The sequence below is a fragment of the Agromyces sp. NPDC127015 genome (genome assembly GCF_042725165.1).
Classification (GTDB): Bacteria; Actinomycetota; Actinomycetes; order Actinomycetales; family Microbacteriaceae; genus Agromyces; species Agromyces chromiiresistens.
Genome location: NZ_JBHXDI010000001.1, coordinates 651,694 through 678,098, shown reverse-complemented (window position 1 = coordinate 678,098; position 26,405 = coordinate 651,694). Strand labels below are relative to the sequence as shown.

Here is a 26,405-nt window from a genome sequence, read left to right as displayed (position 1 = left end):
CCGATCAGTGCCCGCGGTCGGCGGGCAGGCCTTCCACCACGAGGGCGGCGAGTTCGCGCGCCGCATCGCGGGTGACGGGGCGCAACTGGTGCCAGTTCACGACCGAGCCGGCCGCGAGCTGGGGGTCGTACGGAATGCGCACGATCTCGCGCACACGCGACTGGAAATGAGCCTCGATCTCGTCGACCTTGACGAGGTGGGTGCCCTGCGTGGCGAGGTTGATCGCGACGACCGCGTTGCGGACGAGTTCGCCGTAGCCGTTCGCCTCGAGCCAGGTGAGCGTCTCGGAGGCGAGCCGCGCCTCGTCGACGCTGCCGCCGGAGACGATGACGATCGAGTCGGCGCGCTGCAGCGTCGCCCGCATCACCGAGTGCACGATGCCCGTGCCGCAGTCGGTCAGGACGATCGAGTAGTACCGGGCTGCGAGCCCGGCGACCACGTTGTAGTCGTTGTCGTCGAACGCCTCGGAGAGGGTCGGATCGGTGTCCGATGCGAGGATGTCGAGACGGGTCTCGTCGCGCGAGACGAATCTCGAGAAGTCGGTGTACCCACCGATCGACGAGGCCTTCGCGACCACGTCGCGCACCGTCTCGCGGGTCTGGCGGTCGACCCGCTCGGCGAGCGTGCCGCGGTCGGGGTTCGCGTCGATCGCGATGACGCGGTCGTCACGGGCGTCGGCGAGGGCCATGCCGAGGAGCGCGGTGATGGTCGTCTTGCCGACACCGCCCTTGCGGGTGAGCACGGGCACGAACCGCGCGCCGCCCTCGAAGCGCTTCTGGATGCGCTGGTTCATCGCCTTGTGCGCGCGGACCTTGGCGGAGTCGCCGAGATTCACGAGGTGCAGGGATGCCTCGTACAGGAACCGATTGAGTCCGCCTTCGGGCGCGGGCCGGGTGGTGCGGTTCACGTCGATCAGGCGATCGGGTGTCAGCGAGTCGGGCGTCTCGGGAACCTCGGTCGGCGCGCCCGGCTCGGGACTCTCGGCCATCGCGACGTCGCCACTCGCGGGCGCGATGCGGTCGAGCTCGGTGTCTCGCGCGCGCTTCGTCGCATCGGCGGCGAGCAGCGCGCTGTACGGCGACGCCTCGCGGTGCACGGCGCCTCGCCCGGCCGGGAGGCCGGTCGCGAGGATCGGGACGGACCGGGTGCCGGTGTCGGCCGACGCGATGGCGCCAGGATTCACCGACACGTCGTCGATCGCCACCGCGACCTCGTCTTCGGGCACCTCGTGCACCGGCGCCGGCGGCAGGTCGACCCTCAGGTCGAGATCGGGGCGCGCGGCGTGCGCACCGGTCGACCCCGACACCGGGATGCGGTCGACGGGGCCGGTGCGTACACCGACGCCACGTCGGCCAACCGGACCCGGATCATGCGTCTCGTCAGCCACCGATACCCCTCCTCATCAGTGCCAATCCACGCCAAGCCTAGCGTGCGCGCACGACGACGAGCAGATCACCCGCCTCCACCTGCTGGGTCTTGGGCACGGCGACGCGCTCCACGACGCCCGCGATCGGCGAGGTGATGGCCGCCTCCATCTTCATGGCCTCGATCGACGCGACGCTCTGACCCGCGGCGATCTCGGCGCCCGGCTCCACCTGAAGCGTCACCACGCCGGAGAACGGCGCGGCGATCTGACCCGGCTGCGAGGCATCCGCCTTCTCGGCCGTTCGCGTCTCGACGGTGATGCTGCGGTCGCGGACGAACACGGGGCGGAGCTGGCCGTTGAGGATCGTCATGACGGTGCGCATGCCCTTGTCGTCGGCCTCGCCGATCGCTTCGAGCCCCGCGTAGAGCCGGACGCCCTTCGCGATCTCGACCACGTGCTCGGAGCCGGCACGCAGGCCGTACAGGTAGTCGGCGGTGTCGACGACCGAGAGGTCGCCGAAGAGCTCGCGGATCTGCTCGAACTGGCGGGTCGGCGCCGGGAAGAGCAGGGCGTTCAGGGTCGCGCGACGCGTGGTGCTGTCGGCTTCGAGCGCGGCGCGCTGGTCGGCCGTGAGCTCGGTCACGCCGATGCGGATGTCGCGCCCGGCGAGCACCTTCGTGCGGAACGGCTCGGGCCAGCCGCCGGGCAGGTCGCCGAGTTCGCCCGCCATGAAGCCGATGACCGAGTCGGGCACGTCGTACTTGTCGGGATTCACGGCGAAGTCGGCGGGGTCGGCCTTGACCGCGGCGAGGTGCAGCGCGAGATCGCCGACCACCTTCGACGAGGGAGTGACCTTCGGCACCCGGCCGAGGATCTTGTCGGCGGCCGCGTACATGTCCTCGATGAGCTCGAAGTCATCGGCGAGGCCGAGGGCGATCGCCTGCTGGCGGAGGTTCGACAGCTGGCCGCCCGGGATCTCGTGGTGGTAGACGCGGCCGGTGGGGCCGGGCAGGCCCGACTCGAACGGCTTGTACAGGCGGCGGACCGCCTCCCAGTACGGCTCGAGGTCGCTCACGGCGTCGAGCGAGATGCCCGTGTCGCGCTCGGTGTGCGCGAGTGCCGCGACGAGCGACGAGGCGGAGGGCTGGCTCGTGGTGCCCGCCATCGGCGCGCTGGCCACGTCGACCGCGTCGACGCCGGCGGCGCTTGCGGCGAGGAGCGTCGCGAGCTGGCCGCCGGCGGTGTCGTGCGTGTGCAGGTGCACGGGGACGTCGAAGCGCTCGCGCAGGGCGCTGACGAGCTTCGCCGCGGCCGACGGACGGAGCAGTCCCGCCATGTCCTTGATCGCGAGCACGTGCGCACCCGCGCCGACGATGTCGTCGGCGAGCCGGAGGTAGTAGTCGAGCGTGTAGAGGTCTTCGCTCGGGTCGAGCAGGTCGCCCGTGTAGCAGAGCGCGACCTCGGCGAGGCTGTGACCCGTCTCGAGGACGGCGTCGATCGCCGGCCGCATCTGCGAGACGTCGTTCAGCGCATCGAAGATGCGGAAGATGTCGACACCGGTCGCGGCGGCCTCGCGCACGAACGCGTCGGTGACCTCGGTCGGGTACGGGGTGTAGCCGACCGTGTTGCGACCGCGGAGCAGCATCTGGATGTTGATGTTCGGCAGCGCCTCCCGCAGGGCGGCGAGGCGCTCCCACGGGTCCTCGCCGAGGAAGCGGAGGGCGACGTCGTAGGTCGCGCCGCCCCAGGCCTCGACCGACAGGAGCTCGGGGGTGAGCCGGGCGACGTACGGCGCGACCGCGACGAGGTCCTTCGTGCGAACCCGCGTCGCGAGCAGCGACTGGTGGGCGTCGCGGAAGGTGGTCTCGGTGACCGCGAGCGGCGTCTGCGCGCGGAGCGCGGCCGCGAAGCCCGCCGGCCCCAGCTCGAGCAGCCGCTGGCGCGAGCCGTCGGGTGCGGGCTGCGAGAGGTCGATCTCGGGGAGCTTCTCGACCGGGCTCACGCTGATCGGCGCGGGGCCGTTCGGCTGGTTGACCGTGACGTCGGCGAGCCAGTTGAGGATCTTCGTGCCGCGGTCCTTCGAGACGCGCCCGCGCAGCAGCTGGGGGCGCTCGTCGATGAACGACGTGCTGAGGTCGCCGGCCACGAACGCCGGGTCTTCGAGCACCGCCTGGAGGAACGGGATGTTCGTGGAGACGCCGCGGATGCGGAACTCGGCCAGTGCACGCTTCGCACGCGCGACGGCGGCGGTGTAGTCGCGGCCTCGGCAGGTGAGCTTGGCGAGCATCGAGTCGAAGTGCGGGCTGATCTGTGCGCCCGGGTTGATGGTGCCGCCGTCGAGGCGGATGCCGGCGCCGCCGGGCGAGCGGTAGGTGGTGATCTTCCCGGTGTCGGGGCGGAAGCCGGCCGTCGGGTCTTCCGTGGTGATGCGGCACTGGAGCGCGGCGCCGCGGAGCCTGATCGCTCCCTGCTCGAGGCCCAGCTCGGCGAGGGTCTCCCCCGCCGCGATGCGCATCTGCGAGACGACGAGGTCGACGTCGGTGACCTCCTCGGTCACGGTGTGCTCGACCTGGATGCGCGGGTTCATCTCGATGAAGACGTGCTGCCCGGCCCGCTCGCCCGCGGTGTCGAGCAGGAACTCGACGGTGCCGGCGTTGACATAGCCGATCGACCTCGCGAACGCGATCGCGTCGCGGTAGAGCGACTGGCGGACGTCGTCGGAGAGATTCGGCGCGGGGGCGATCTCGATGACCTTCTGGTGGCGGCGCTGCACCGAGCAGTCGCGCTCGAAGAGGTGCACCGTCTCGCCCGTCGAGTCTGCGAGCACCTGCACCTCGATGTGACGGGGACGAAGCACGGCCTGCTCGAGGAACATGGTGGGGTCGCCGAAGGCGCTGTCGGCCTCGCGCATCGCCTCTTCGAGCGCGGCGCGCAGGTCGTCTTTCGAGTCGACCCGGCGCATACCGCGACCGCCACCGCCCGCGACGGCCTTCGCGAAGATGGGGAAGCCGATCTCGTCGGCCTGGCCGACGAGCGTCTCGATGTCGCGCGAGGGCGGCGTCGACTTCAACACCGGGACGCCGGCGGCGATCGCGTGCTCCTTCGCCGTGACCTTGTTGCCGGCCATCTCGAGCACGTGCTTCGGCGGGCCGATGAAGGCGATGCCGGCCTCGGCCGCGGCCTGGGCGAGCTCGGGGTTCTCGGACAGGAAGCCGTAGCCCGGGTAGATCGCGTCGGCGCCCGACTCCCTCGCGACGCGGATGATCTCCGACACGTCGAGGTAGGCGCGAACCGGGTGCCCGGGTTCGCCGATCTGGTACGCCTCGTCGGCCTTCAGCCGGTGCAGCGAGTTGCGGTCTTCGAACGGATACACCGCGACCGTCTTCGCACCGAGTTCGACGGCGGCGCGGAACGCACGGATGGCGATCTCACCGCGATTGGCAACCAGGATCTTCGTGAACATGCAAGCCTTTCCGAACGGAATCCGCACAGCGAACGTTTAGGTATCGCCCGAGCACTAAAGGTAACGTATCTGTTCGTGCACGTTCTCTCCGTCAGCTCCCTGAAAGGCGGCGTCGGCAAGACCACTGTCACGCTCGGACTGGCGTCGGCGGCCTTCGCTCGCGGCGTCCGTACCCTCGTCGTCGACCTCGATCCCCAGTCCGATGTTTCGACCGGCATGGACATCCAAGTCGCCGGTCACCTGAACGTCGCCGACGTGCTCGCGTCTCCGAAGGAGAAGATCGTCCGCTCGGCGATCGCGCCGAGCGGCTGGGCGCGTCAGAACCCCCAATCGACCATCGACGTCATGATCGGCAGCCCGTCTGCGATCAACTTCGACGGGCCGCACCCGTCGATCCGCGACATCTGGAAGCTCGAGGAGGCGCTCGCCAACGTCGAGGCCGACTACGAGCTCGTGCTCATCGACTGCGCCCCCTCGCTCAACGCCCTCACCCGCACCGCCTGGGCCGCGAGCGACCGCGTCGCCGTCGTCACCGAGCCCGGCCTCTTCTCGGTCGCGGCCGCCGACCGTGCGCTGCGCGCCATCGAGGAGATCCGCCGCGGTCTCTCCCCCCGGCTGCAGCCGCTCGGCATCATCGTCAACCGCGCTCGCGTGCAGTCGCTCGAGCACCAGTTCCGCATCAAGGAGCTGCGGGACATGTTCGGCCCGCTCGTGCTGAGCCCGCAGCTGCCCGAGCGCACCTCGCTGCAGCAGGCGCAGGGCGCCGCGAAGCCGCTGCACATGTGGCCGGGCGAAAGCGCGGAGGAGATGTCGGCGAACTTCGACCAGCTGCTCGACCGAGTGCTGCGCACGGCCCGGATCGCCGACGACGCCGACGATCAGCTCGCCGTCGAGTCGCACGCGATCTGACCGCTCGACGACTTGTCGCGGCACCCGCCGAGCGGGCCCCGAGTATGACGCCGTGTGACATCGCCCGGCCGGGCGATGGCCTCAGGAGATCTTGCGCGACTTCGCGCCGCGGCGCGCCGCGAGCTCGTCCATCGGATCGGACGGCTGCGTGTCGAGCTCGACGAGCGTCGACTCGACCTCGCGGAGCACCTTGCCGACGGCGATGCCGAAGACGCCCTGTCCGCGGTTCACGAGATCGATGACCTCGTCGTCGGAGGTGCAGAGGTAGACGCTCGCGCCGTCGCTCATGAGCGTCGTCTGCGCGAGGTCTTCGACGCCGGCCTCGCGCAACTGCGTGACCGCGGTTCGGATCTGCTGCAGCGAGATGCCCGTGTCGAGCAGGCGCTTCACGAGCTTCAGGACGAGGATGTCGCGGAAGCCGTAGAGCCGCTGCGAGCCGGAACCCGCCGCCCCTCGTACGGTCGGCTCGACGAGCTGCGTGCGCGCCCAGTAGTCGAGCTGGCGGTAGCTGATTCCGGCGGCCCGGGCGGCGATCGCACCGCGATAACCGGTGCCGTCCTCGTACTCGGGCATCCCGTCGGTGAACAGCAGGCCGAGGTCGTAACGCGAGCGCACGGTCTCACTCATCGATTCGCCCCTCACTTCTGCTCCGCCACCTCGGCGACGCGAGTTCCACGCTACCGAGGCGAGGGGTCCGCGCCAAACATATCGGGCCGATCGTCACGGCGTGTCGCGCGATCATCTGGACAGGCGTTCGAGCGACGCCCGCAGGATGCTCGAATGAACCGTCTCGAGCGCGGTCGCGAGTTCGCGCCCCCGCTCGCCGGCGCGGGCCTTGCCCGCGGCGTCGGCCCGGCGGGACGGCGCGAGCGCACGCTCGACGAGCGCCGCCTCGCGCTCGGCCGCGGCACGCACGCCGCGCAGGTGACGGGGCTCGATTCCGACCTCGCGCAGCGCGACGAGGGCGCGCAGCACACCGAGCGAATCCTCGGCGTAGTGCTCTGCCGCCGGAAGCACCGACGCCGAGACCGCGTCGTCGAGGAGCGCCGCACTCGCACCGGCCGCGGTGATCAGCTCGGCCCGGTTCATGCGCTTCGCGGCGAGGAATCCGGAAGCGCTCGCGGCACCGGGGAGTGCCGGCGTCTCACCGGCGTCGATCGCCTCGAGGTGCGCGCGAATGACCTTGAGCGGGAGATAGTGGTCGCGCTGCATGGACAGCACGACGGTGATGCGCTCGACGTCGGCGGACGAGAACTTGCGGTACCCGGCCGCCGTTCGCGCCGGTGACACGAGGCGCTGCTCTTCGAGGAACCGCAGCTTCGACGGCGTCAGCTCGGGGAACTCGGGCTGGAGTCGCGCGAGCACCTGGCCGATGCCGAGCAGTGGCGCCTGGTCGCTCGCGTGCCTCGACGCCGCGGTGCCGGCCACTACTCGCTCGCGACCGGAGCCAGGTCGCGCCGGGAGGCGTAGAAGGTGAGGCGGAACTTGCCGATCTGCACCTCGGCGCCGTCGGACAGCAGCGCCGTCTCGATGCGCACGCCGTCGAAGTAGGTGCCGTTCAGCGAACTCAGGTCCTTGACTTCGAACGCGGTGCGATGCCGCACGAACTCGGCGTGCTTGCGCGACACCGTGACGTCGTCGAGGAAGATGTCGGCGTCGGGATGACGCCCCACGACCGTGACATCGGTGTCGAGCAGGAACCTCGCACCCGTGTTCGGGCCGCGCCGCACGACGAGCAGCGCCGAGCCCGACGGCAGCGCCGCAATGGCCTCGTGCTCCTCAGCCGAGATGTCGGCGTCGACCGCGCCGAGCTGGGCCGCCGCTTCACGGCTGAACCCCATCGTCGAGTCGACGGCGTTGTCGGCCACCGGCTGCGACGAGGTGTGCGCATGCTCGAACTCGGCCTCGCCCGCCCCGTCGGCCTGTGTGTTGTCGGTATCCGCCACGGCTAACCTCCCTCTTCCAGCGTATCGGATCGCGAGTCGCCTGCCACCCGTGGAATACGGATGACCCGTGCGGTCTCGATCGCGTAGATGACACCCGCCCACCAGTAGAGGAACGCGCCCCACAGGGTGATCGCCCAGCCGACGGGTTCGCTGACCGGGGCGACGGCGGGGAATGCCGCCCCGAGCATGATCACCGGCAGGCCGAAGAACAGGGCGAACGTCGCGACCTTGCCGAGCTGGTGCACCGGCAGCGGTCCGAAGCCGTGGTTCGCGAGCACCACCCCGAGCACCAGCAGGAAGACGTCACGGGCCACGATCACCACGACGATCCACCAGGGCACGAGCTGCTGGGCTGCGAGCCCGATGAGCGCGGCGAAGATGTAGAGGCGGTCGGCGGCCGGATCGAGCAGCTGTCCGAGCCGGGTCACCTGGTCGAGGCGCCGGGCGAGATACCCGTCGGCCAGATCGGTGAGGCTCGCGACGACGAGCACCACGAGCGCGAGGACGTTGTCGCCGATGACCAGGCATACCAGGAAGACGGGCACGAGGGCCAGCCTGAGCATGCTCAGGATGTTCGGGATCGTCCAGATCTCCGAACCGACGGCTCCCCCGCGCTCCCCAGCCACGCACCGATCCTATCGGGCGCCGGATGTCCCGCTTCAGAGCCGCGCGGCGAGGTCGGGCCACGCTTCGGCGAATCGAGGGTGGAGCGGCCGGCTCGCGACCGCGTCGATGGGCACCCACCGGAGCTCGATGCTCTCGGGGTCGCTCACGACCGGTTCGAAGCGCACGAGCGCGTCGGCGACGACGGTCGTGTACGACCAGAATCCGAGGTCGAGGATGCTCGTGAAGCGCACCGAGAGCGCCTCGGGCGGTACGCCGGCCTCCTCGCCGGCCTCGCGGATCGCGGCGTCGACGGCTGCCTCGTCCGCGTGCAGCGCGCCGCCGGGGATGCCCCAGGTTCCGCCGAAGTGGCTCCACTCCGCCCGGTGCTGGAGCAGCACCTCGCCCGCGGGACTCACGGCGAGCAGTCCGGCCGCGCCGTATCGCCCCCAGTAGCGGACGCCACCCGGCCCCTCGACCCACGCGTCTCCGCTCGAACCCGTCACCCCTCCAGCATGACGCATGCCGGCGGGTCTGCGAGGCGCGGCGGCCGTAGGCTGGAGCGATGGACGACCAGCGACCGGTGCGCATCGACGCATGGTTGTGGGCGGTGCGCCAGTACAAGACCCGCTCGGCGGCGACGGCCGCATGCCGTGCCGGGCATGTGCGCGTCAACGGCGAGCGGGTGAAGGCCGCCCAGGCCGTACGCCCCGGCGACGAGGTGCGGGTGCGCATCGCGGGATTCGACCGGCAGCTGATCGTGCGCCGCACGATCGCGAAGCGCGTCTCCGCACCGCTCGCCGCCGAGGCGGCCGAGGACCGCACCCCGCCGCCTCCCCCGCGGGCGGAGCTCCCGGCGACGATCGTGCGCGACCGCGGCGCGGGCCGACCGACCAAACGCGAGCGGCGCGACCTCGATCGACTGCGCGGGCGATGACCGGCCGCCGACGCCTCGGAGCGCGAACGGCCGGTGCCGCTGCCGCACGAGCGCGGGTCCGGGCGTAGCCTGTCGCTCGTGCACAAGGAACTCACCCACGAACCCGACGCGCGTCGCTATGTCCTGCGGGTCGACGGCACGATCGCGAGCGTGCTCGACTACCGGGTGCTCGGCGACGCCGTGGCCTTCACGCGGACGTTCACGAATCCGGCGTACCGCGGCTCGGGCCTGGCCTCCGAGGTCGTCGCGTTCGCGGTCGACGACGTCGAGGCGGGCTCGAACCGGCACATCGTGCCCAGCTGCTGGTACGTCTCGGAGTGGTTCGACCGGCATCCCGACCGGCGCGGCCTGCTCGATCCGCGGCTCGGCTGATGGTCGCGGGCTACAGCGCCGCACAGGTCCGCGCCGCAGAGGCGCCGCACCTCGCACGAGGCGAGCCGCTCATGCTCCGCGCGGCCGCGGCGCTCGCCGGGGTCCTGCGCGCTCGACTCGCCGGCCGGGCCGAGCGCTCGCCGCTCGTGCTCGTGCTCGCGGGATCGGGCGACAACGGCGGCGATGCCGTCTACGCGGCCGCCGAGCTCGCCGCAGAGGGAGTCGCGGTCGAGATCGTCCCCACCGGGTCGCGCATGCACGACGCGGCACGATCCGCAGCCGTCACGGCGGGCGCCCGGGTGCTCGACGGCGCCGACGCGTCGATCGTCGCCGCACGTGCCGGCGAGGCATCCCTGATCGTCGACGGGGTACTGGGGACCGGGACGAGCGCCGACCCCGCGCTGCGCGGGCGGGCCCGCGAGCTCGTCGCCGCCATCCTGCCCGTGCTCGCCCGGGTGCCCGGCCCCGAGGTCGTCGCCGTCGACCTGCCGAGCGGCATCGACCCCGACGACGGCAGCGTGCCCGACCCGACCGTGCTGCCGGCGACCGTCACGGTCACGTTCGGCGCGGCGAAGGCGGGGCTGCTCATCGAGCCCGGCGCCGACCTCGCCGGCGAGCTGCACGTCGTCGACCTCGGGCTCGGTCCCGAACTCGCGGCCTTCACCCCGCTCGTCGAGCGCGGCTGAGCCGGGTCACGGCACGCGCGACTGCGGACTCAGTACCAGTTGACGGCCTGCGAGTGCGACCAGGCGCTGCACGGCGAGCCGTACGACCGCGAGATGTAGTCGAGGCCCCAGGCGATCTGCGTCGCCGCGTTCGTCTGCCAGTCGGCGCCCATCGTGGCCATCTTGCTGCCCGGCAGCGCCTGCGGGATGCCGGTGGCACCGCTCGAGCCGTTCATGGCCGTGTACGACCAGCCCGACTCCTTCTGCCACAACTGGTCGAGGCACTGGAACTCGCCGTCGCCCCAGCCATACGTGCTCGACGCCATCGAGCGGGCCGTCGCGCGGGCGCCGTCCGGCGTGTTTGCACGGGCGAGCGCCTCGGCGGCGGCCTTCGCCTTCTCGGCCTGCACGCGGTCGTACTCGGCTGCGGCCGCGGTCGCCTTCGCGACCTCGTCACGCGTTTCGGCGGTGAGGTCGGCGAGCTCGTCCACCGGCAGCAGTTCGTAGTCGCCGAGCGAGGCGACCGAGGCGGCGAGCTCCGACGTGTCGGTCTTGCCGTCGACGGCGGCGAGCGTCGCGCTCGCCGTCGAGAGGGTGTCCTCGGCGGTCGCGCGGGTGCGGGCGGCGGCGATGGCGCTGTAGGCGCCGAGCTGGTCGCGGTGCACGCCGGTCGCCTCGGTCAGGGCGGTCGTCGCATCGATCCGCTCCTGGGCGCTCACGGCGGCCTGCACGGTGAAGCCGGTGCCGACGACGAGCGCGACGCCGAACACCGCGCCGACGGCCATGAGGCGACGCCGGGAGCCGCGGTGACGACGGGCGGCACGGCGCGGGCGGTCGAGGGTGGGGTCTGCGGATTCGGTTTCGGGGCTGGGGGAAGTCTGGTTGCGCATAAGTATCTGAGCTGCTCGGATTCGGCTTTCGTTCGTGGGGGTGGCCCCGAGCACGGGCACAAGTCAGACACCCTGCCTGCCGATTCTGGACGGATCCTCAGTTCTGCCTGTGCGCTTCATGGGTGCACCCGCGAAACGCGCGATACTCGGAGGATGCTCCCAGCCGACGACGCCGAGTTCCCCACCCCCGCCGCGGAGGATCGCTGCCCCTGCCTCAGCGGACTCCCGTTCGGCGAGTGCTGCGGACGTCTCATCGACGGCGAGGCTCATGCGCCGACCGCCGAACAGCTCATGCGCTCGCGCTACACGGCCTTCGTGATCGGCGCCGCGGCCTACCTGCTCGAGACCTGGCATCCCACGACTCGACCGGCCGCGCTCGAGCTCGACCCGTCGATCCGGTGGCTCCGACTCGAGATCGAGCGCGCCGAGCACGGCGGCCCGTTCGACCGGGAAGGACTCGTCGAGTTCACCGCCCACTACCGCCACCACGGTGAGCGCGGCAGCCAGCACGAGACGAGCCGTTTCGCCCGCCTCGACGGCCGCTGGACCTACCTCGACTCGGTCGTCTGAGCGTCGGCCGCAGCCGGGCGGCAGCCGACGGCGCTGCGGCGGGCGGCGCTCCGCTGCGGGCGAACGCGGCCGGGAATCAAAGCGAATCCAGAGCTTCGCCACCTAGCGTGGTGCTCGTGACTCCGCTCGACGGCACTCGTCCCACGAGGCATCCAGACGCCCCCGCCATGCTCACGCCCCGTGCCCAGCGCACGCTCGAGACCATCGACGGCCAGACCCTCGACGAGATGCGGGCGCTCCGCGACGAGACCGAGCGGTTCATGCTGCGCTACAAGTTCGGCATGGACGAGGTCATCACGAAGCTCTCGATCCTGCGCGAGGAGTTCAACCAGACGCACGACTACAACCCCATCGAGCACATCTCGAGCCGGTTGAAGAGCCTCGACAGCGTCATCGAGAAGATGGCGCGCAAGGGCATCGAGCCGAACTTCGACACGATCCGCGAGACGATCACCGACATCGCGGGCGTCCGCGTCACCTGCAGCTTCGTGTCCGACGCGTACCGCATCTTCGAGCTGCTCACCGCGCAGCGCGACATCCGGGTGATCAAGGTGAAGGACTACATCAAGGAGCCGAAGCCGAACGGCTATCAGAGCCTGCACGTCATCGTCGAGGTGCCCGTGTTCCTCTCGACGGGACCGCACCCCGTCGCGGTCGAGGTGCAGATCCGCACGATCGCGATGGACTTCTGGGCGAGCCTCGAGCACAAGATCTACTACAAGTACGACCGCCAGGTCCCGCAGGAGCTGCTCGACGGGCTGACCGACGCGGCCCACACCGCTTCCGAGCTCGACGCTCGCATGGAGCGCCTGCACCGCGAGGTGCACGGAGTGCCGCGGTTGCCGCACGTGCCCCGCGACATCGCGGTCTGATCCGCGGAGCCGCGCAGCTCAGGACTCGAACGCCACCCGGAGCTCGTCGCTCACGCGCAACGAACGGTCGCCCGGCACCCGCGCGACCCAGCCCGCCGAGAGCAGGACCTCGAGCACGTGCGCCCCGAGCGCGCCGGCGAGGTGCGGTCGTCGCTCGGTCCAGTCGAGGCAGCCCCGCACCGGCGGCCGACGGCCGGGGGCGGGCGCCGCCTCGAGCCGCAGTCGGCGCGCGACGGGGCCGTCGGTCGCGAGGATCATGCCCGATCCCCCGGCCTCGAGCGGCGTGATCGCCTCCTCGGCGACGAGCGCGTCCGCGATGCCGAGGGCGATCCGGCCGGCCAGGTGGTCGTAGCACGTCCGGGCCTCGGCGAGCCGTCGTGCGGTCGCGGACTGGCCGTACGAGGTGACCGGTCGCCGCGGCGCCAGCCGCTGCAACGACTCGATGGCGTCGGCGACATCGGCCCCAGCGAGCTCGAAGTAGCGATGCCGACCGAGCGCGCGCGCCCGCACGAGGCCGCCCTCGACGAGCCGGGCGAGATGCGCGCTCGCCGTGGGCGCCGACACGCGTGCGATCGCCGCGAGCTCGCCTGCGGGCAGCGCGCGCCCGTCGAGCAGGGCGACGAGCATGGCGGCCCGGGCCGGTTCGCCCATCAACCGGGCCGGGCTCGCGAGGTCGGCGTCGCCATCCATGTCCCCACGATACGACGAGGATGCTTCGCCCGACGACGAACGATCGCCGTCGTAGCGTCGGAGCATGCCAGTCATCCATGACCGATCCGACGTCGCCCGCATCCTCGACGACCCCGCCTGGCTCGTGCCGGAGCCGGGGCCGGGCGACTCCGCCTTCGCCCGGCTGCGCGTCGAGGCGTCCCGTTTCGCGAACGGCCGCACGCACGACGAACGACGCGCCCTGATCGACGTCCGCCTGGCGGCGATCGATCCCGAGCGACTCGCCCGAGCCGCCGCGGCGTCCGCCCGTGCCGCGCGCGCGGCCGGCGTCGACCGCGCCGAGGTCGCCCGTCGCGCCCCGGTCGAGACGCTCGCCGCCGCGCTCGGGCACACCGACCCAGCTTCGCTGCCCGACGCGGCGGCGATCGTCGCGGCGCCCTACGCGACCGGGGTCGTCGACAATGCGGCCGCCGTGGACGCCGCGGCCGAGCGACTGCTCGGCGCAGCAGCGCCGGGACGACATCGGGTGCTCGACGCGCAGTTGCTCGTCCAGGCGCACGCCGCGACCGGCGGGCTCATCGCCGCGGCACTGCGCCGCGCCGATGCGGTGCCGGCCGTTCCGACCGGGCACGTCGTCGCAGCGGTGCTCCGCGACGAGCCGCCCGTCCCCGCCACCCGCCGCCTCGCGCCGGCGGGCCATGGCTCGGCCGAGCATCTCGTCGAGCTCCGGTTCGGCGGCCCCGATCGCGAGGCCACCGCGGGTGCACCGCCGCGAACGCTGGCCTTCGGCGCCGGTCCGCGGCGCTGCCCCGCGCGGGATCACGCCGTGGCCGCGGCCGCGGCGGTCGTCGACGTTCTCCGGGAGCAGGAGTGCTGAGCCCCGCACGATTCCGCGAGCTGCACTGCCCGGGTGATCCGTTGCTGCTGCCGAACGCGTGGGACCTCGCGTCGGCCCTCACGCTCGCCGCGCACGGCGCCGAGGTGGTCGGGACGACGAGCCTCGGCGTGGCGGTCGCCGCCGGCGAGCCCGATGGCGCGGGTGCGACCCTTGCACCCACGATCGAACTCGCGCACCGCATCACGGCCGCCGGCATCGCCGTCACCGTCGACCTCGAAGCGGGGTTCTCCGACGATCCCGTCGCCGTCGGCGACGTCGTCGCGGAACTCGCCCGGGCGGGCATCGTGGGCGTCAACCTCGAGGACTCGACGGCCCAGGGACTGACCGAGCCCGTGGCGTTCGCACGCAAACTGACCGCCGTCGCCGCTGCGGCGCCCGAGCTGTACTTGAACGCGCGGACCGACGCGTTCTGGGTCGGCGCGCTCGACGGCATCGGAGCGCGGACGTCGGCATCGCTCGAACGGGCCCGTCGCTACCTCGACGCGGGAGCGACCGGCGTCTTCGTGCCGGGAACCCTCGACGACGGCACGATCGCGACGCTCGCATCCGGGATCACCGCGCCCCTCAACGTGCTCGCACAACCCGGGCGCGCGATCGGCGACCTCGCCGCCCTCGGGGTCGCCCGCATCAGCACCGGATCACTGCTGTTCCGAGCATCGCTCGCCGCGATCACGGCAGTGCTCGACGACGTCCGCCTCGGCGCTCCACCCGGAACGACCGCGCGGTCGATCCCCGACTACTCGGCCGCGGTCGCACTCGGCGTACGCCGGCCGTCACCCGGATGACTCGTCGTCGACCTTCTTCGCCCGGCTCGGCTGCACGCGAGTCGGCTCGCCCGGCATCTTGGGGAAGTCGGGCGGGAAGGGCAGCTCGCCGAGCCCGTCGTCGAGGTCGCGCCGCCACCATTCGAGCAGCGTGTCGATGCGACCCGGCCCATCGTGCATGCCCGCCCAGGGATCGCCCCGCTCCGCGAGACGCCGCGGCACCGTGCGGATCGTGTGCTCGGCGGGGTCCGTGCGCTCGAGCTCGGTCCACTCGAGGGGGCACGACACCGGGGCATGCGGCAGCGGGCGCGGGCTGTACGCGCCCGCCATCGTGCGGTCGCGGTTGGCCTGGTTGTAGTCGATGAAGATGCGGTCGCCGCGCTCCTCCTTCCACCAGTTCGTCGTGACCCGTTCGGGCAGGCGCCGTTCGAGCTCTCGGCCGAGTGCGATCACCGCGTGCCGCACGTCGAGGAACTCGTGCTCGGGTTCGATGGGTGCGAAGACGTGGATGCCTCGGCTGCCCGAGCTCTTCACGAACGCCGTCAGTCCGACCTCGCCGAGCAGGTCTCGGAGCGCCACGGCGACCGGCACCGCTTCGGCGAAGCCGGTGCCGGGTTGCGGATCGAGATCGATGCGCAACTGGTCGGGGAAGTCGCTGCGCTCAGCGCGAGACGCCCACGGGTGGAAGACGACGGTGTTCATCTGTGCCGCCCAGACGGCGGCGGCGGGCTCGTCGAGCACGAGCTGCGGGTGCTTGCGGCCGCTCGGGTAGGTGACCGTCACGGCGCGCACCCAGTCGGGAGCGCCCTTCGGCGGGTTCTTCGAGAAGAACTGCTCGCCGTCGACACCGCCCGGGAACCGCTGGAGCGAGACCGGACGGTCGCCGTTCGCCGCGATGAACGCGTCGCCGACCGCCACAAGGTATTCGGCGAGCTCGCGTTTCGTGATGCCGGCCTCGGGCCAGATCAGCCGCGTGGGACTGGAGACCCGCACGGAGCGTTCGCCGTGGGGCCCGGGAACAGTGAGCTCGATCGCATCGCCGGCCATGGCTGCGACGCTACCGGTTCGCACCGACGGAGCGCAGCCCCGGTGCGGGCATCAGGCGGGAATCGACTCGTACCTGCGTGCAGCGCGCGCCCTCGCCTTCGCCGCCTCGACGTCGCGATTCTTCGGCGGGGCGTTGGTGACGAGCTCGTCGAGCAGGTGCCTCGTGATGTGCGCGATCTCGGCCACGGCGCGGTCGAACGCCTCGGCATTCGCCTTCGACGGCTTCGTCGACCCGCTGACCTTCCGCACGAATTGCAGCGCGGCGGCATGCACCTCGTCGTCGGTGGCGACCGGCTCGAAGTTGTGGAGGGGATGGATGTTCCTGCACATGCGGTGCAGCCTACGCCTCAACGCCGAGGAACGCTCGGGTTCACCTCGTACGCGACCGGCTGCAGCAGAAAGAGACGTACGACTCGGCCCGATTCGCGCTCGTACGCCCGGTAGCCCGGCCACTGCGCCTCGATGCGCGCCCATGCCGCGTCGCGCCCCTCGTCGTCGATGCGGCTCGCGCGCACCGGCATCCGTCGCCCCCGCACGGTGATCGACGCCTCCGGGTGCGCGACGAGGTTGTAGGTCCACGCCGGGTGGCGATCGCGCGCGAAGCTCGTGCCCGCCACGATCGCCCGGCCATGGCCGTCGGGCGTGTACATGAGCGCCGTGTCGCGCGGTTCGCCCGATCGGGCGCCCGTGGTGTGCAGGACGAGCGACGGCACGAGGAGTGCGCTCAACTGCACTCGCCCGCCGCTCACCCAGCCGATCAGGCGCTCGATCGGCGGGAGGACCCGCGGGGCCGCCCAGCGGAACAACCGGGTGCGCGTGAGCGGAGAGACGACGGAGCGGACGAGGTGGACGACGGTGGGCATGCGCCCCATTCTGCATGGCCCGCGATCGGCTCGTCGAGGACGGGGTACGGCTCCTGCGGCGTCGAGACGGTCCGGATGGCAGAGCCCGCTGGGCGGCAGAGGTCAACCCCCTTGCTGCGGGCAGCTCACGACCTAGCGTGGAAGAGACGAGAGATCGGAGCAGTCATGACCGACCCGATGCGCCCCCGCGAACCCGCCGAGGGCGAGTACACCGACTCCGAACTGCCGGAGGACGCCACACGCGCGGCTCCGCTGCGGGACCACGACGCGGAGGCCGTGAGCGCCGAGCACGACACCGAGGCGATCGAGATCGACGCCGATGAGCACGAGGGCGATGTCGAGATCGACGAGGAGAGCGACGACGTCGAGATCGTCGCACCCGACGCCATCGTCCCGCCCGGGCGCGAGTTCCCGATCTGAGCCGCGACCGAGCCGGCTCGCCCGCCCGAAGCAGCTTCAGCTCCGCGGGCGGGACTCGACGACCTTGTGGTCGGCGACGATGTAGGCGCCCGCGATCAGGATGACCTGGCTCGAGAGATTCAGCCAGATCAGCAGGGCGATGAGGGCGGTGAACGACGCGAGCAGGGGGTTCACCATCGCTCCCCCCACGAAGAGCCCAGAGAGCACTTGGAGCCCGGTCAGGCCCAGTCCGCCCAGGAGCGCACCACGCCAGAGCGAGCGGGCTCGGACCCGGATGCCGGAGAGCAATCGGAAGAGGGCGGCGATCGCCGCGGTGTCGATCGCGAAGGCCAGCAGCACCGAGACGGTGCGCGTGAGTCCGTCGAACCATCCCGACCGCGTCGAGACCCCCAGCCAGTCGAACACCGTGCCCAGGGCTGCGGTGCTGGCCACCATGATGACCGCCGCGACGACGAACGCGGCACCGAATCCGATCGCGAACACGAAGTCGCGGAACATCAGCCAGCCGAAGAACCGCGGATCGTCGGGCTGCTCGGCGAGATCACGGAAGGCGACGCGCAGCGAGCCGATCGCCCCGATCGCCGCGCCGACGAGTCCGACGAGCGCCAGCACTCCCGCGACGCTCAGCGTCACGGGCTGGACGAGCTGCTCGGGCGTGATCACGCCGTCCTCGCCGACGAGCCCGGGGATCACGGCGTCGATCGCCCTCATCAAGGCGTCGATCGCCTCGGGCCTTCCGGCCAGCCACACCCCGGCGACGGCGAAGCCGAGGAAGGCGCCCGCGAACACGGAGAACAGCGCACGATACGTCACGCTGTCGGCGAGCATCGGGCCGTGGCGGGAGAAGTAGTGGACGATCGCCTGCACGAGTGTGAACCGGAGCGCCCACTCCCACACGCGTTGACCCCGGCGGACCAGCGCCTGCCAGAACGAGTCCCCCTGCCGTGCCTCCACCGTGTCAGGCTATCGAGTGCGGCGGAACACGAACCACCCCCTTGTTGTTGAGGCATTCGGGCGGGTATGACGCCTCGCCCATCGAGAGACCAGGAGAGACACACCATGAGCACACGAACCGAGACCGCGATCCTCGCCGGCGGCTGCTTCTGGGGCGTGCAGGATCTCATCCGCAAGCGTCCCGGGGTGCTCGCGACCCGGGTCGGCTACACGGGCGGCGACGTGCCGAACGCGACGTATCGCAATCACGGCAGCCACGCCGAGGCGATCGAGATCGTCTTCGATCCCGAGCAGCTGGCTTACCGCGACCTGCTCGAGTTCTTCTTCCAGATCCACGATCCGTCGACGAAGAACCGCCAGGGCAATGACATCGGTACGAGCTACCGCTCGGCGATCTTCCCGACGACGCCCGAGCAGGAGCGCGTCGCTCGCGACACGATCGCCGACGTGGACGCCTCGGGGCTGTGGCCTGGACCCGCGACCACCGAGGTCTCCCCCGCCGGGCCGTTCTGGGAGGCTGAGCCCGAGCACCAGGACTACCTCGAGCGCTACCCGAACGGCTACACGTGCCACTTCGTGCGCCCGGGCTGGAAGCTGCCGAAGCGCGACGCCGAGGCACCCCGCGCCGGATCGATCGCGTAGCAGCGGGTCGCGCGCGGCCGAATGGCGGAAGGACCGTGGCGGACGAACGTCCGCCACGGTCCTTCCGCGTTCGAGTGGGGGTCGGCTCAGTACCAGCCGGCCGACTCCGACTGATCCCAGGCGCCGCACGGGGTGCCGTACCGGTCGGCGATGTAGCCGAGGCCCCAGGCGATCTGGGTCGCGGGGTTCGTCTCCCAGTCGGCACCGGCCGAGCCCATCTTCGAGCCGGGCAGCGCCTGCGGGATGCCGTAGGCCCCCGAGGGGTTCGAGGCGTAGACGTTCCAGCCCGACTCGCGGTCCCAGAGGGCCACGAGGCATCCGAACTGATCGTCGCCCCAGCCGCGGGCCGCGAGCATGTCGCGCGCGATCGCCTGGGCGCCGCTCGGGTTCGCCGGGCCGGAGGGCCGCGAACCGCCCGACGACTCCGCCTCGGCCGCGGCGGCCTCTTCCGCGGCGGCCTTCTCGGCAGCGGCACGGGCAGCGGCCTCGGCTGCGGCCTTCTTCTCGGCCGCGATCTTGTCGGCCTTCGCGATGGCCTGCTTGACCTCGGCCGCGTGGGCCGCGGTCGCGTCGGCGAGTTCGAACACGCGCTCGGGCGCGAGCAGGCGGTAGTCGTCGAGTGCCGCGACCGACGAGGCGAGCTCGGCGGCGTCGGCCTTGCCCTTCGCGGCGGAGATGGTGTCCTTCGCCCCGCTCAGGGTGTCCGTCGCCGTCTTGACGGCGCGCGCCTCGAGGATGTTCGAGTGCGAGCCGAGCTGCTCGACCTTGAGGTCGGTGGCCGCGCTGAGTTCGGCCGTCGCGGCGACGCGCTCGTTCTGGGCGGCGACGGCCGACTGCAGCATGAATCCCGAACCGACGAGGGCGCCGACGGCGACGACGGCGCCGGCGGCGATGACCGGACCACGGCGCCAGCCGGGGCGGGCACGCCGCGCTCGGCGGCTCAGACCGGGTTCGTTCTCGGGGGAATTGTCAGGGGTGTTCAGGGAGGAAGGCTGGTTCTGCATGACTTTCACGTGGGCGGCCTGCTCGCGCGAGAGCGCGGGCCCGGCCTTCGATCGACGTTCCTCGGACGCGGGGGCGCCCGGGCGAAGTGGCCAGTCTGCCGAGGGGTTCTGGACGGAACCTCACTTCTTCCTGTGAAAGTCATCCGAAACCGAGTCGAACTCAGTATTTATGGGATGCCTCATCACCGTGCCGATTCGATCCCCGACGGAGATCACGCTCGCGCCGGACCGTCGGCGCCTGAAGCGCTCAGTCGACTCCGTCGAGCTCCTCCTCGCCCGATTCGGGGCCGAGTCGGCGCGGGCCCGCACCGTCGTCACCGAGCGCATCGTCGGGATTGAGCAGGCCGCACGCCTTCATCGAGAGGCACCCGCAGCCGATGCATCCGGTGAGCTCGCGCTCGAGCCGTTCGATGCCGAGTCGACGCACCTCGAGTTGCCGCTTCCAGCGGCGCGAGGCACGCTGCCAGTCGTCGTGACTCGGCGTGGTGTCGAGCGGCACGTGCTCGAAGGCCGTCTGCACGTCGCCGAGCGGGATCCCGAGGCGCTTGGCGACGACGATGAGCGAGACTCGGCGCAGCATGTGCCGGGCATACCTGCGCTGGTTGCCGCCGGTACGGTGCGATGCGATGAGGCCGAGCTCCTCGTAGAACCGCAGCGCCGACGGGGCGACGCCCGTTCGGCGGCTCATCTCCCCGACGGTGAGCAGCTCATCGGGCGCGTGCTTCGCCATGGGATTCTCCTCCGATTGGACTTCAAGGGTACTTGAAGTTTTAGGCTTGACCCATGCGTTCCATCTGCGGGGTGATCGCGTGACCTACGTGATCGCCCTTCCCTGCGTCGACGTCAAGGACAAGGCGTGCATCGACGAGTGCCCCGTCGACTGCATCTACGAGGGCGAACGATCCCTCTACATCCACCCCGACGAGTGCGTCGACTGCGGCGCCTGCGAGCCCGTCTGCCCGGTCGAGGCGATCTACTACGAAGACGACCTGCCCGACGAGTGGTCCGACTACTACAAGGCCAACGTCGAGTTCTTCGAGATCGCCCCCGACGGCGCCTCCGCGCTCGGATCGCCGGGCGGCGCCGCCAAGACCGGCGTCCTGCCGTACGACCACCCGGTCGTCGCCGCGCTGGCGCCGCAGGGCGGCCACGAGTGAACGCGGCGCGCCACACCGCCCTCACCGACGAACCGACGCCCTCCGAGGTCACTGCCGAGGCCTTCAAGGCGGCGTTCCGCGTGCACCCCGCCGGCGTCGCGCTCGTCTCGGCGGCGACCGCGACCGGCCCGGTCGGACTCACCGCGTCGAGCGTCGCCTCCGTGGCCGCCGATCCGCCCGTGCTGTCGTTCTCGGTGACCCGGGCGACCGGTTCGGCGGGAGCACTGCTCGGCGCCGACTCCTTCGTCGTGCACCTGCTCGCCGACCACCAGGTCGACCTCGCGCGGGCCTTCGCCAGATCGGGGGCGCCCCGATTCACGCCGGAGCAGGGTTGGAGCCGGCTCCCGACCGGCGAGCCCGTCCTGCCGGAGGCGCGAGCGGCGCTGCGCTGCCGAGCGCTGCAGCTCGTGCCCGTGGGAAGCTCGACCCTGGTGCTCGCCGAGGTGCTCGAGGTGCACGGGGGCTCCGACGCTCCCCCGCTCGTGTACCACGATCGACGGTTCCACCGCCTCGACCACGAGGCATCCGAACTCTGAACCAGGCCGCCGGCGACCGCAGGCGGCGACACCGAAGAAGGAGACACGCAATGTCGACGTACACCCTGCCCGACCTGCCGTACGACTACGCGGCCCTCGCGCCCCACATCTCGGCGACGATCATGGAGCTGCACCACTCGAAGCACCACCAGGCCTACGTGACGGGCGCCAACACCGCCCTCGAGCAGCTCGCGGAGGCGCGCGCGAAGGGGGAGCTCGCGAACGTCAACAAGCTCGAGAAGGACCTCGCGTTCAACCTCGGCGGCCACATCAACCACAGCGTGTTCTGGCAGAACATGTCGCCCGACGGCGGCGGCTCCCCCGAGGGCGAACTGTCGGCGGCGATCGACGACGCGTTCGGCTCGTTCGACGCGTTCCGCGCGCACTTCACGGCGACGGCGCTCGGCGTGCAGGGCTCGGGCTGGTCGGTGCTCGCCTGGGACTCGGTCGGCGCGCGCCCCGTCGTGTTCCAGCTCTTCGACCAGCAGGGCAACGCCCCGCTCGGCGTCACCCCGCTGCTGCAGCTCGACGTGTGGGAGCACGCCTATTACCTCGACTACAAGAACGTCCGCGCCGACTACGTGAAGGCCTTCTGGGAGATCGTGAACTGGGCCGACGTCGCGGCCCGCTTCGACCGCGCCCGCTCGGCGACGAGCGGCCTGATCGTGCCGGGTGCCGCCTGAGCACGCCCGCACCGCGTCCGCCGAGGCGCCGGCGACGCCGGCGCCTCTCGGCGGCGCTGCTCGCCGTGCAGCTGCGCCGGTGGGGGCTCGTCGGCATCATCGTGCTCGTCGCGATCGGCACCCTGATCGCCGCACTGCAGGGCCGCTGACGCCCGACCTCGGTGACCGTCGCGGCCGACCGCGGCTCAGGCCGGCCGTGGCGGCCCGAGCCGCGGCGCGCGGTCGCGGGTGTCGCCGCCGCCGACCCGGTTGCTGCGCTCGGTGAGCGAGACGAGCGCGAGGTGGCGGTCTGCCGTCCAGCAGATGAGGCGGCCCTTCTGGTCCTTGTTGCGTCCGAGCACCCCGGCATCGGCGAGTTCCGCCAGGGCGCGCTGGGCGGCGGCCTTCGAGACGCCGTGACGGGTCGCGACGTGGTCGATCGTCTGCACCGGCTCGGCGGCGAGATCGCCGAGCACCTTCAGCACGACCGCGTCGCTGCGCGGGACGGCCGGCGAGGCGCCGCGCGCTCGGCGGCTCTCGACGAGCTGCCGGGTCAGTTCCTCGTCGAGGCGGTCGAGCTCGTCGGCGAGGCGGACGGCGTTTCCGGCGGCGAGCTCGGCCGCGTGTGCGAAGCCGATGATCCAGTCGTCGAGCGCGGGCGGGTCGGCGCGGAAGGCGGTGAGCCCCGCGAGATAGGCGTTCGTGTCGCCGGCGAACACGGTGCTGATCGGCACGAGCACGTTGCGCACCGCGTCGGCCCGCCGCAGCACCGTGTGGATGATGGCGCGACCGGTGCGGCCGTTGCCGTCGATGAACGGGTGGATCGTCTCGAACTGCGCGTGGGCGATCGCCGCACGCACGACCGGGTTCCCGTCGGTCGCCGTGACGAACCGGGCGAGATCGTCGACGAGGCGGGGCACCTCGGACTCGGGCGGCGGCACGAAGTCGGCGCGGAGCGGGCTCCACCCTGTGCCGCCCACCCAGTTCTGCTCGGTGCGAAGGCCGGGCGCGAGCGTCGGCTCGATCAGGTGCTGCAGCCGTTCGAGGTCGGCGGCGGTGACGGCCCGCTCGCGATCGGCGAGCTCGTCGATCGCGCGCTCGGTCGCGCGCACGTTCGCCACGACGTCGAGCGCGACCTTCGGCCCCGCCTCGAGCAGCTCGGCGATCGCGAGCCGCTTCGGCGTGATGCGGTTGCCCTCGATCCACGACGACGAGATGCTCTCGGAACGGATGAGCAGGTGGTTGAGGTACCTGCCTCGCGCGCCGATCCGTTCGTCGGCGCGCGCGAGCACGGCGAGCGCGTCTTCGGCGGCCCGGCGGGCGGCGCCGCCCGGCTCGGGCAGGCCCTCACCGAGCTCGTCGGGCACGTAGGCGAGGAATCGGCCCGGCTCGCGGTCCCGCCGGCTGAGGTGCCCGGCGTCGCTCGGGTGCCAGGTGCGTTCGACGAATCGGCTCATGGTGCCCTCCATCCGTCGACGATCGATCAGTAAATCAACTTTAGGTCATCTAAAGTTGAAATACTACGTCGGGTGCCTCGGCTGTCCGCCGACCCAGCCGGATCGTCCGCGGCATCTGCACCGCCGGAACCACGCCGCCTAGGCGTCGGCCGCCGCGAGCTGCCCGCAGGCGCCGTCGATCTCCTTGCCGCGGGTGTCGCGGATGGTCGTCGGGATGCCGGCCGCCTCGAGCCGGCGCACGAACTCCTGCTGCACGTCCGTGTCGGAGGCCGTCCAGATGGAGCCCGGCGTCGGGTTCAGCGGAATCGGGTTGACGTGCACCCAGCCGCGACCGCGCTCGTTGAGCTTCTCCGCGAGCAGATCGGCGCGCCAGCCGTGGTCGTTCATGTCCTTGATGAGGGCGTACTCGATCGAGACGCGACGACCGGTCTTGTCGAAGTAGGCACGGGCGGCGTCGAGCGCCTCGTCGACCTTCCAGCGCGAGTTCACGGGGATGAGCTCGTCGCGCAACTGGTCGTCGGGGGCGTGCAGGCTGAGCGCGAACGTCACGGGGAGGTCTTCGTCGGCGAGCTTCCTGATGGCCGGCACGAGACCGACGGTCGAGACCGTCACGCCTCGTGCCGACATGCCGAGCCCCTCGGGCGCGGGCGCGAGCATCGTGCGCACCGCCGACATGAGCCGGGCGTAGTTCGCGAGCGGCTCCCCCATGCCCATGAACACGATGTTCGAGACGCGATCGGGCGTGTGGTCGCCCTTCTTGCGACCGCCGAGCTCTCCGCGTGCGAGGGCGGCGTTCGCCAGCACGACCTGCTCGACGATCTCGGCCGCCGACATGTTGCGCGTCAGGCCGGCCTGCCCGGTCGCGCAGAACGGGCAGTTCATGCCGCAACCGGCCTGGCTCGAGACGCACAGCGTGATTCGGCCCGGGTAGCGCATGAGCACGGACTCCACGAGGGCGCCGTCGTGCAGCTTCCACAGGAACTTGATCGTGTCGCCGTTGTCGGTCGTGAACCGGCGGACCTCGGTGAGGAGCTTCGGCAGCACCGTCGTGACGAGCTCGTCGCGCGAGGCCGCGGGCAGGTCGCTCATCTCGGCCGGGTCGTTCGTGTGGTGCACGAAGTAGTGCGTGGCGAGCTGCGCGGCGCGATAGCCCGGGAAGCCGAGCTCGGCGACGTGCGCTTTGCGGTCGGCCGGCGCGATGTCGGCGAGGTGCACGGGCGGCTTGCCGCGCTTGGGCGAGGCGAACTGCAGCATCGGCCGCCCGTCGGGGCCCTTCTTCTGCTCCCAGCCTTCGGTGGCCGGGCGCACCTGGCGAGGTTTCGTGGGGCGCACCGCAGCGGCGGCGGTCTGGTCGGTCGAGTTCGTCACCTCTCAAGGGTACGCGGCCCGGTCGGGCGAACGCTGGATGCCTCGTGGGATGCGCCGTCGGTATCGCCTCCCGATCATCGTCCCGCGCGTCAGGCGAGGTGCCCCGTGTCGTTGAAGGAGAGCACGCGAGGCTCGCGGTCGGACTGCCACTGCAGCACGGTCAGCGAGGCGTTCGAGACGGGGAGGCTGATCCATCGCCAGGCCGGGGCATCGAGCACGGACCGCACGAACCAGCCCACGACGAAGGCGTGGGTGATCGCGACCACGGTGCGATCCTGGTCGCCGATCGCGCTCAATGACCGGACGGCGGCGTCGAGACGACGCCCGTCGGGGTCGTGCTCGTCGGCGGGCACGTCGCGCAGGAGACGGTGGTGCCGCTCGGGCACCGCCGAGAGGTCCTCGGGAACGGCGGTGCGATCCTCGACGTCGTCGCTCGCTCGGCTCGCCCAGCCGGCGTGCGCCGTCGCGACGATCGCGGCCGTGGCGGCGGCACGACGGCGCGAGCTGTGGAGCAGGACGTCGTCGTGGACATCGACTCGCATCGCCGAGAGCCGACGGGCGAGTGCGGCGGCCTGAAGCTCGCCGCGGGGCGACAGGCCCGGATCCGCACGCTCGTCATCGACGGCGGCCTCGGCGTGGCGGATCAGGTACAGGGTCGTCGTCGGCATGCCCCCACGATTCCACACCGCCGCGGTGGGGACTCCGGCCGCTCCGGTCTCGACACGACGAGGACTCGCGCAGGGTCGACGGTGTCAGTCCGCCTCGCGGCGCGCGAGCGCGACCTTGCAGCGATGATCGGTGACGAACGGCTGGAGACCCTTGAGGGCGAGCGGACCACCGGTCTGGCGGAGCACGTCGCCGACGAGGCGAGCGTGCACCGAGCAGACGAGCGCCATGTCGTCGTCGATGAGATCGTGGTAGCGGCACGGCGCGAGTTCGAAGGAGAGCTCGGCCTCGTCGACCGCGGGCTCGAGCCCCGCGTCGTCGAGGTGCTCGTAGAGCACGTCGAGTTGCATGCGGGCGTCCTCGTCGAGGTCGCCGTCGATCACGCCCGTCGTGGCGCGCAGGAGGGCACCTCGCCGCCGCGCCCCCGCGATGCGCTCCCCCGCGACCGCGCTCGTCGCGGCATCCTGCACCGGATGGAAGCCGATCGGCGGTCGCCCGCGCGACTGCGTCGGCACGGCCACGCCGCGGATGAGGCCCTCGCGCTCGAGGACCTGCAGGTGATCGCGCACCGTGTTCGTCGGGATCCCGCTCTCCTCGGCGAGCTCGCTCGCACGGCGGCCGGGTTCGCGCTGGATGGCTCGGAGCAGGCGGATGCGGCTCGGCTGCGTGAGACCGCGGAAGTCTCCGACTCGACGTGGCACCCAG

Annotated in this window: 32 protein-coding genes; 13 read left to right on the top strand and 19 right to left on the bottom strand. The window is 71.5% G+C overall.

What is annotated here, in order from left to right:
- Positions 1-4 precede the first annotated feature (4 nt).
- Both ACFWGP_RS03165 and ACFWGP_RS03160 read right to left on the bottom strand, forming a co-directional pair.
- Positions 5-1,387: a MinD/ParA family protein gene (locus ACFWGP_RS03165; RefSeq protein ID WP_376930105.1), complete on the bottom strand. Its 1,383-nt coding sequence runs from the start codon at positions 1,385-1,387 to the stop codon at positions 5-7.
- A gap of 37 nt (positions 1,388-1,424) precedes the next feature.
- Entirely contained in the window at positions 1,425-4,829 is a 3,405-nt protein-coding gene (locus tag ACFWGP_RS03160) for a pyruvate carboxylase (RefSeq protein WP_231431218.1), read from the bottom strand.
- Between the two features lie 75 nt (positions 4,830-4,904).
- On the opposite strand from ACFWGP_RS03160, the gene ACFWGP_RS03155 reads away from it, so the two are divergent.
- Complete coding sequence (locus tag ACFWGP_RS03155; RefSeq protein ID WP_231431219.1) at positions 4,905-5,738, top strand: ParA family protein; 834 nt, start codon at positions 4,905-4,907, stop codon at positions 5,736-5,738.
- Between the two features lie 81 nt (positions 5,739-5,819).
- Here the strand turns inward: ACFWGP_RS03155 and ACFWGP_RS03150 are convergent, their stop codons facing one another.
- The 5 genes from ACFWGP_RS03150 to ACFWGP_RS03130 all read right to left on the bottom strand — a co-directional run bounded on the left by ACFWGP_RS03150 (position 5,820) and on the right by ACFWGP_RS03130 (position 8,793).
- Entirely contained in the window at positions 5,820-6,365 is a 546-nt protein-coding gene (locus tag ACFWGP_RS03150; protein WP_304504451.1) for a MerR family transcriptional regulator, read from the bottom strand.
- 111 nt (positions 6,366-6,476) lie between these two features.
- Entirely contained in the window at positions 6,477-7,166 is a 690-nt protein-coding gene (locus ACFWGP_RS03145) for a MerR family transcriptional regulator (RefSeq protein ID WP_231431220.1), read from the bottom strand.
- Positions 7,166-7,579, bottom strand: a complete 414-nt coding sequence (locus ACFWGP_RS03140) for an FHA domain-containing protein (RefSeq protein WP_231432343.1) — start codon at positions 7,577-7,579, stop codon at positions 7,166-7,168. The genes ACFWGP_RS03145 and ACFWGP_RS03140 overlap by 1 nt, the downstream gene beginning before the upstream one ends.
- Positions 7,580-7,686: 107 nt before the next feature.
- On the bottom strand, positions 7,687-8,310 hold the full coding sequence (locus ACFWGP_RS03135) for a CDP-alcohol phosphatidyltransferase family protein (protein WP_275505894.1): 624 nt from the start codon (positions 8,308-8,310) through the stop codon (positions 7,687-7,689).
- A gap of 33 nt (positions 8,311-8,343) precedes the next feature.
- The gene (locus ACFWGP_RS03130) at positions 8,344-8,793 is read right to left on the bottom strand and encodes an NUDIX domain-containing protein (RefSeq protein ID WP_231431221.1); all 450 of its coding nucleotides are present in this window, start codon (positions 8,791-8,793) and stop codon (positions 8,344-8,346) included.
- 59 nt (positions 8,794-8,852) lie between these two features.
- Between ACFWGP_RS03130 and ACFWGP_RS03125 the strand changes: the two genes are divergently transcribed.
- From ACFWGP_RS03125 to ACFWGP_RS03115, 3 genes are all read left to right on the top strand, one after another.
- Entirely contained in the window at positions 8,853-9,224 is a 372-nt protein-coding gene (locus tag ACFWGP_RS03125) for an RNA-binding S4 domain-containing protein (RefSeq protein ID WP_275505895.1), read from the top strand.
- 78 nt (positions 9,225-9,302) lie between these two features.
- Entirely contained in the window at positions 9,303-9,596 is a 294-nt protein-coding gene (locus ACFWGP_RS03120; protein WP_231431223.1) for a GNAT family N-acetyltransferase, read from the top strand.
- Positions 9,596-10,282, top strand: coding sequence for an NAD(P)H-hydrate epimerase (locus ACFWGP_RS03115; protein ID WP_231431224.1), 687 nt, complete (start codon positions 9,596-9,598; stop codon positions 10,280-10,282). The genes ACFWGP_RS03120 and ACFWGP_RS03115 overlap by 1 nt, the downstream gene beginning before the upstream one ends.
- Positions 10,283-10,311: 29 nt before the next feature.
- On the opposite strand, the gene ACFWGP_RS03110 is transcribed toward ACFWGP_RS03115, so the two are convergent.
- Positions 10,312-11,046 (bottom strand): hypothetical protein, encoded by a 735-nt coding sequence (locus tag ACFWGP_RS03110; RefSeq protein ID WP_231431225.1) that lies wholly within the window; start codon positions 11,044-11,046, stop codon positions 10,312-10,314.
- 258 nt (positions 11,047-11,304) lie between these two features.
- Here ACFWGP_RS03110 and ACFWGP_RS03105 point away from each other — a divergent pair, with 258 nt between their 5' ends.
- On the top strand, positions 11,305-11,721 hold the full coding sequence (locus ACFWGP_RS03105) for a YchJ family protein (RefSeq protein WP_275505896.1): 417 nt from the start codon (positions 11,305-11,307) through the stop codon (positions 11,719-11,721).
- Between the two features lie 227 nt (positions 11,722-11,948).
- Complete coding sequence (locus tag ACFWGP_RS03100) at positions 11,949-12,593, top strand: GTP pyrophosphokinase family protein (RefSeq protein ID WP_376930426.1); 645 nt, start codon at positions 11,949-11,951, stop codon at positions 12,591-12,593.
- Between the two features lie 18 nt (positions 12,594-12,611).
- On the opposite strand, the gene ACFWGP_RS03095 is transcribed toward ACFWGP_RS03100, so the two are convergent.
- Positions 12,612-13,283 (bottom strand): helix-turn-helix transcriptional regulator, encoded by a 672-nt coding sequence (locus ACFWGP_RS03095; protein WP_231431227.1) that lies wholly within the window; start codon positions 13,281-13,283, stop codon positions 12,612-12,614.
- A gap of 64 nt (positions 13,284-13,347) precedes the next feature.
- Between ACFWGP_RS03095 and ACFWGP_RS03090 the strand changes: the two genes are divergently transcribed.
- Both ACFWGP_RS03090 and ACFWGP_RS03085 read left to right on the top strand, forming a co-directional pair.
- Entirely contained in the window at positions 13,348-14,139 is a 792-nt protein-coding gene (locus tag ACFWGP_RS03090) for a hypothetical protein (RefSeq protein WP_376930104.1), read from the top strand.
- On the top strand, positions 14,133-14,945 hold the full coding sequence (locus ACFWGP_RS03085) for an isocitrate lyase/phosphoenolpyruvate mutase family protein (RefSeq protein ID WP_376930103.1): 813 nt from the start codon (positions 14,133-14,135) through the stop codon (positions 14,943-14,945). Before ACFWGP_RS03090 ends, ACFWGP_RS03085 begins: the two co-directional genes overlap by 7 nt.
- On the opposite strand, the gene ligD is transcribed toward ACFWGP_RS03085, so the two are convergent.
- Genes ligD through ACFWGP_RS03070 form a run of 3 tightly spaced genes read right to left on the bottom strand, consistent with a single transcriptional unit; the run spans position 14,934 to position 16,834 of the window.
- Positions 14,934-15,971 carry a non-homologous end-joining DNA ligase gene (gene ligD / locus ACFWGP_RS03080; RefSeq protein WP_275505900.1) on the bottom strand — a complete coding sequence of 346 codons (1,038 nt, stop codon included), beginning with the start codon at positions 15,969-15,971 and terminating at the stop codon, positions 14,934-14,936. The two genes, ACFWGP_RS03085 and ligD, sit on opposite strands and share 12 nt — an antisense overlap.
- A 51-nt stretch (positions 15,972-16,022) precedes the next feature.
- Positions 16,023-16,301: a DUF2277 domain-containing protein gene (locus ACFWGP_RS03075; RefSeq protein ID WP_231431231.1), complete on the bottom strand. Its 279-nt coding sequence runs from the start codon at positions 16,299-16,301 to the stop codon at positions 16,023-16,025.
- A gap of 17 nt (positions 16,302-16,318) precedes the next feature.
- Positions 16,319-16,834, bottom strand: coding sequence for a nitroreductase family deazaflavin-dependent oxidoreductase (locus ACFWGP_RS03070; protein ID WP_275505901.1), 516 nt, complete (start codon positions 16,832-16,834; stop codon positions 16,319-16,321).
- Between the two features lie 165 nt (positions 16,835-16,999).
- Between ACFWGP_RS03070 and ACFWGP_RS03065 the strand changes: the two genes are divergently transcribed.
- Positions 17,000-17,254, top strand: a complete 255-nt coding sequence (locus ACFWGP_RS03065; protein ID WP_231431233.1) for a hypothetical protein — start codon at positions 17,000-17,002, stop codon at positions 17,252-17,254.
- 36 nt (positions 17,255-17,290) lie between these two features.
- Here ACFWGP_RS03065 and ACFWGP_RS03060 read toward each other — a convergent pair whose 3' ends face one another.
- Positions 17,291-18,208, bottom strand: coding sequence for a YihY/virulence factor BrkB family protein (locus tag ACFWGP_RS03060; RefSeq protein ID WP_376930102.1), 918 nt, complete (start codon positions 18,206-18,208; stop codon positions 17,291-17,293).
- 66 nt (positions 18,209-18,274) lie between these two features.
- Here ACFWGP_RS03060 and msrA point away from each other — a divergent pair, with 66 nt between their 5' ends.
- Positions 18,275-18,850: a peptide-methionine (S)-S-oxide reductase MsrA gene (msrA, locus tag ACFWGP_RS03055; protein WP_374201125.1), complete on the top strand. Its 576-nt coding sequence runs from the start codon at positions 18,275-18,277 to the stop codon at positions 18,848-18,850.
- 86 nt (positions 18,851-18,936) lie between these two features.
- On the opposite strand, the gene ACFWGP_RS03050 is transcribed toward msrA, so the two are convergent.
- The gene (locus ACFWGP_RS03050; RefSeq protein ID WP_231431236.1) at positions 18,937-19,854 is read right to left on the bottom strand and encodes a lytic transglycosylase domain-containing protein; all 918 of its coding nucleotides are present in this window, start codon (positions 19,852-19,854) and stop codon (positions 18,937-18,939) included.
- Positions 19,855-20,101: 247 nt separating this feature from the next.
- On the bottom strand, positions 20,102-20,584 hold the full coding sequence (gene soxR / locus ACFWGP_RS03045) for a redox-sensitive transcriptional activator SoxR (protein WP_231431237.1): 483 nt from the start codon (positions 20,582-20,584) through the stop codon (positions 20,102-20,104).
- Positions 20,585-20,663: 79 nt separating this feature from the next.
- Between soxR and fdxA the strand changes: the two genes are divergently transcribed.
- The 3 genes from fdxA to ACFWGP_RS03030 are packed head-to-tail and all read left to right on the top strand — an operon-like array spanning position 20,664 to position 22,230.
- A complete protein-coding gene (gene fdxA / locus ACFWGP_RS03040) occupies positions 20,664-21,011 on the top strand; it encodes a ferredoxin (RefSeq protein WP_231431238.1) in 348 nt (115 codons plus the stop codon).
- Complete coding sequence (locus ACFWGP_RS03035; RefSeq protein ID WP_231431239.1) at positions 21,008-21,547, top strand: flavin reductase family protein; 540 nt, start codon at positions 21,008-21,010, stop codon at positions 21,545-21,547. The genes fdxA and ACFWGP_RS03035 overlap by 4 nt, the downstream gene beginning before the upstream one ends.
- A 50-nt stretch (positions 21,548-21,597) precedes the next feature.
- Positions 21,598-22,230 carry a superoxide dismutase gene (locus ACFWGP_RS03030; protein ID WP_231431240.1) on the top strand — a complete coding sequence of 211 codons (633 nt, stop codon included), beginning with the start codon at positions 21,598-21,600 and terminating at the stop codon, positions 22,228-22,230.
- A 185-nt stretch (positions 22,231-22,415) separates the two neighbouring features.
- Here the strand turns inward: ACFWGP_RS03030 and ACFWGP_RS03025 are convergent, their stop codons facing one another.
- The 4 genes from ACFWGP_RS03025 to ACFWGP_RS03010 all read right to left on the bottom strand — a co-directional run bounded on the left by ACFWGP_RS03025 (position 22,416) and on the right by ACFWGP_RS03010 (position 26,401).
- Positions 22,416-23,666, bottom strand: a complete 1,251-nt coding sequence (locus ACFWGP_RS03025; RefSeq protein WP_231431241.1) for a Fic family protein — start codon at positions 23,664-23,666, stop codon at positions 22,416-22,418.
- A gap of 138 nt (positions 23,667-23,804) precedes the next feature.
- Positions 23,805-25,034 (bottom strand): 23S rRNA (adenine(2503)-C(2))-methyltransferase RlmN, encoded by a 1,230-nt coding sequence (gene rlmN / locus ACFWGP_RS03020; protein ID WP_231431242.1) that lies wholly within the window; start codon positions 25,032-25,034, stop codon positions 23,805-23,807.
- Positions 25,035-25,123: 89 nt separating this feature from the next.
- Entirely contained in the window at positions 25,124-25,702 is a 579-nt protein-coding gene (locus ACFWGP_RS03015) for a histidine phosphatase family protein (RefSeq protein ID WP_376930101.1), read from the bottom strand.
- An 84-nt stretch (positions 25,703-25,786) separates the two neighbouring features.
- Positions 25,787-26,401 (bottom strand): helix-turn-helix domain-containing protein, encoded by a 615-nt coding sequence (locus ACFWGP_RS03010; protein ID WP_231431244.1) that lies wholly within the window; start codon positions 26,399-26,401, stop codon positions 25,787-25,789.
- Positions 26,402-26,405: the final 4 nt, after the last annotated feature.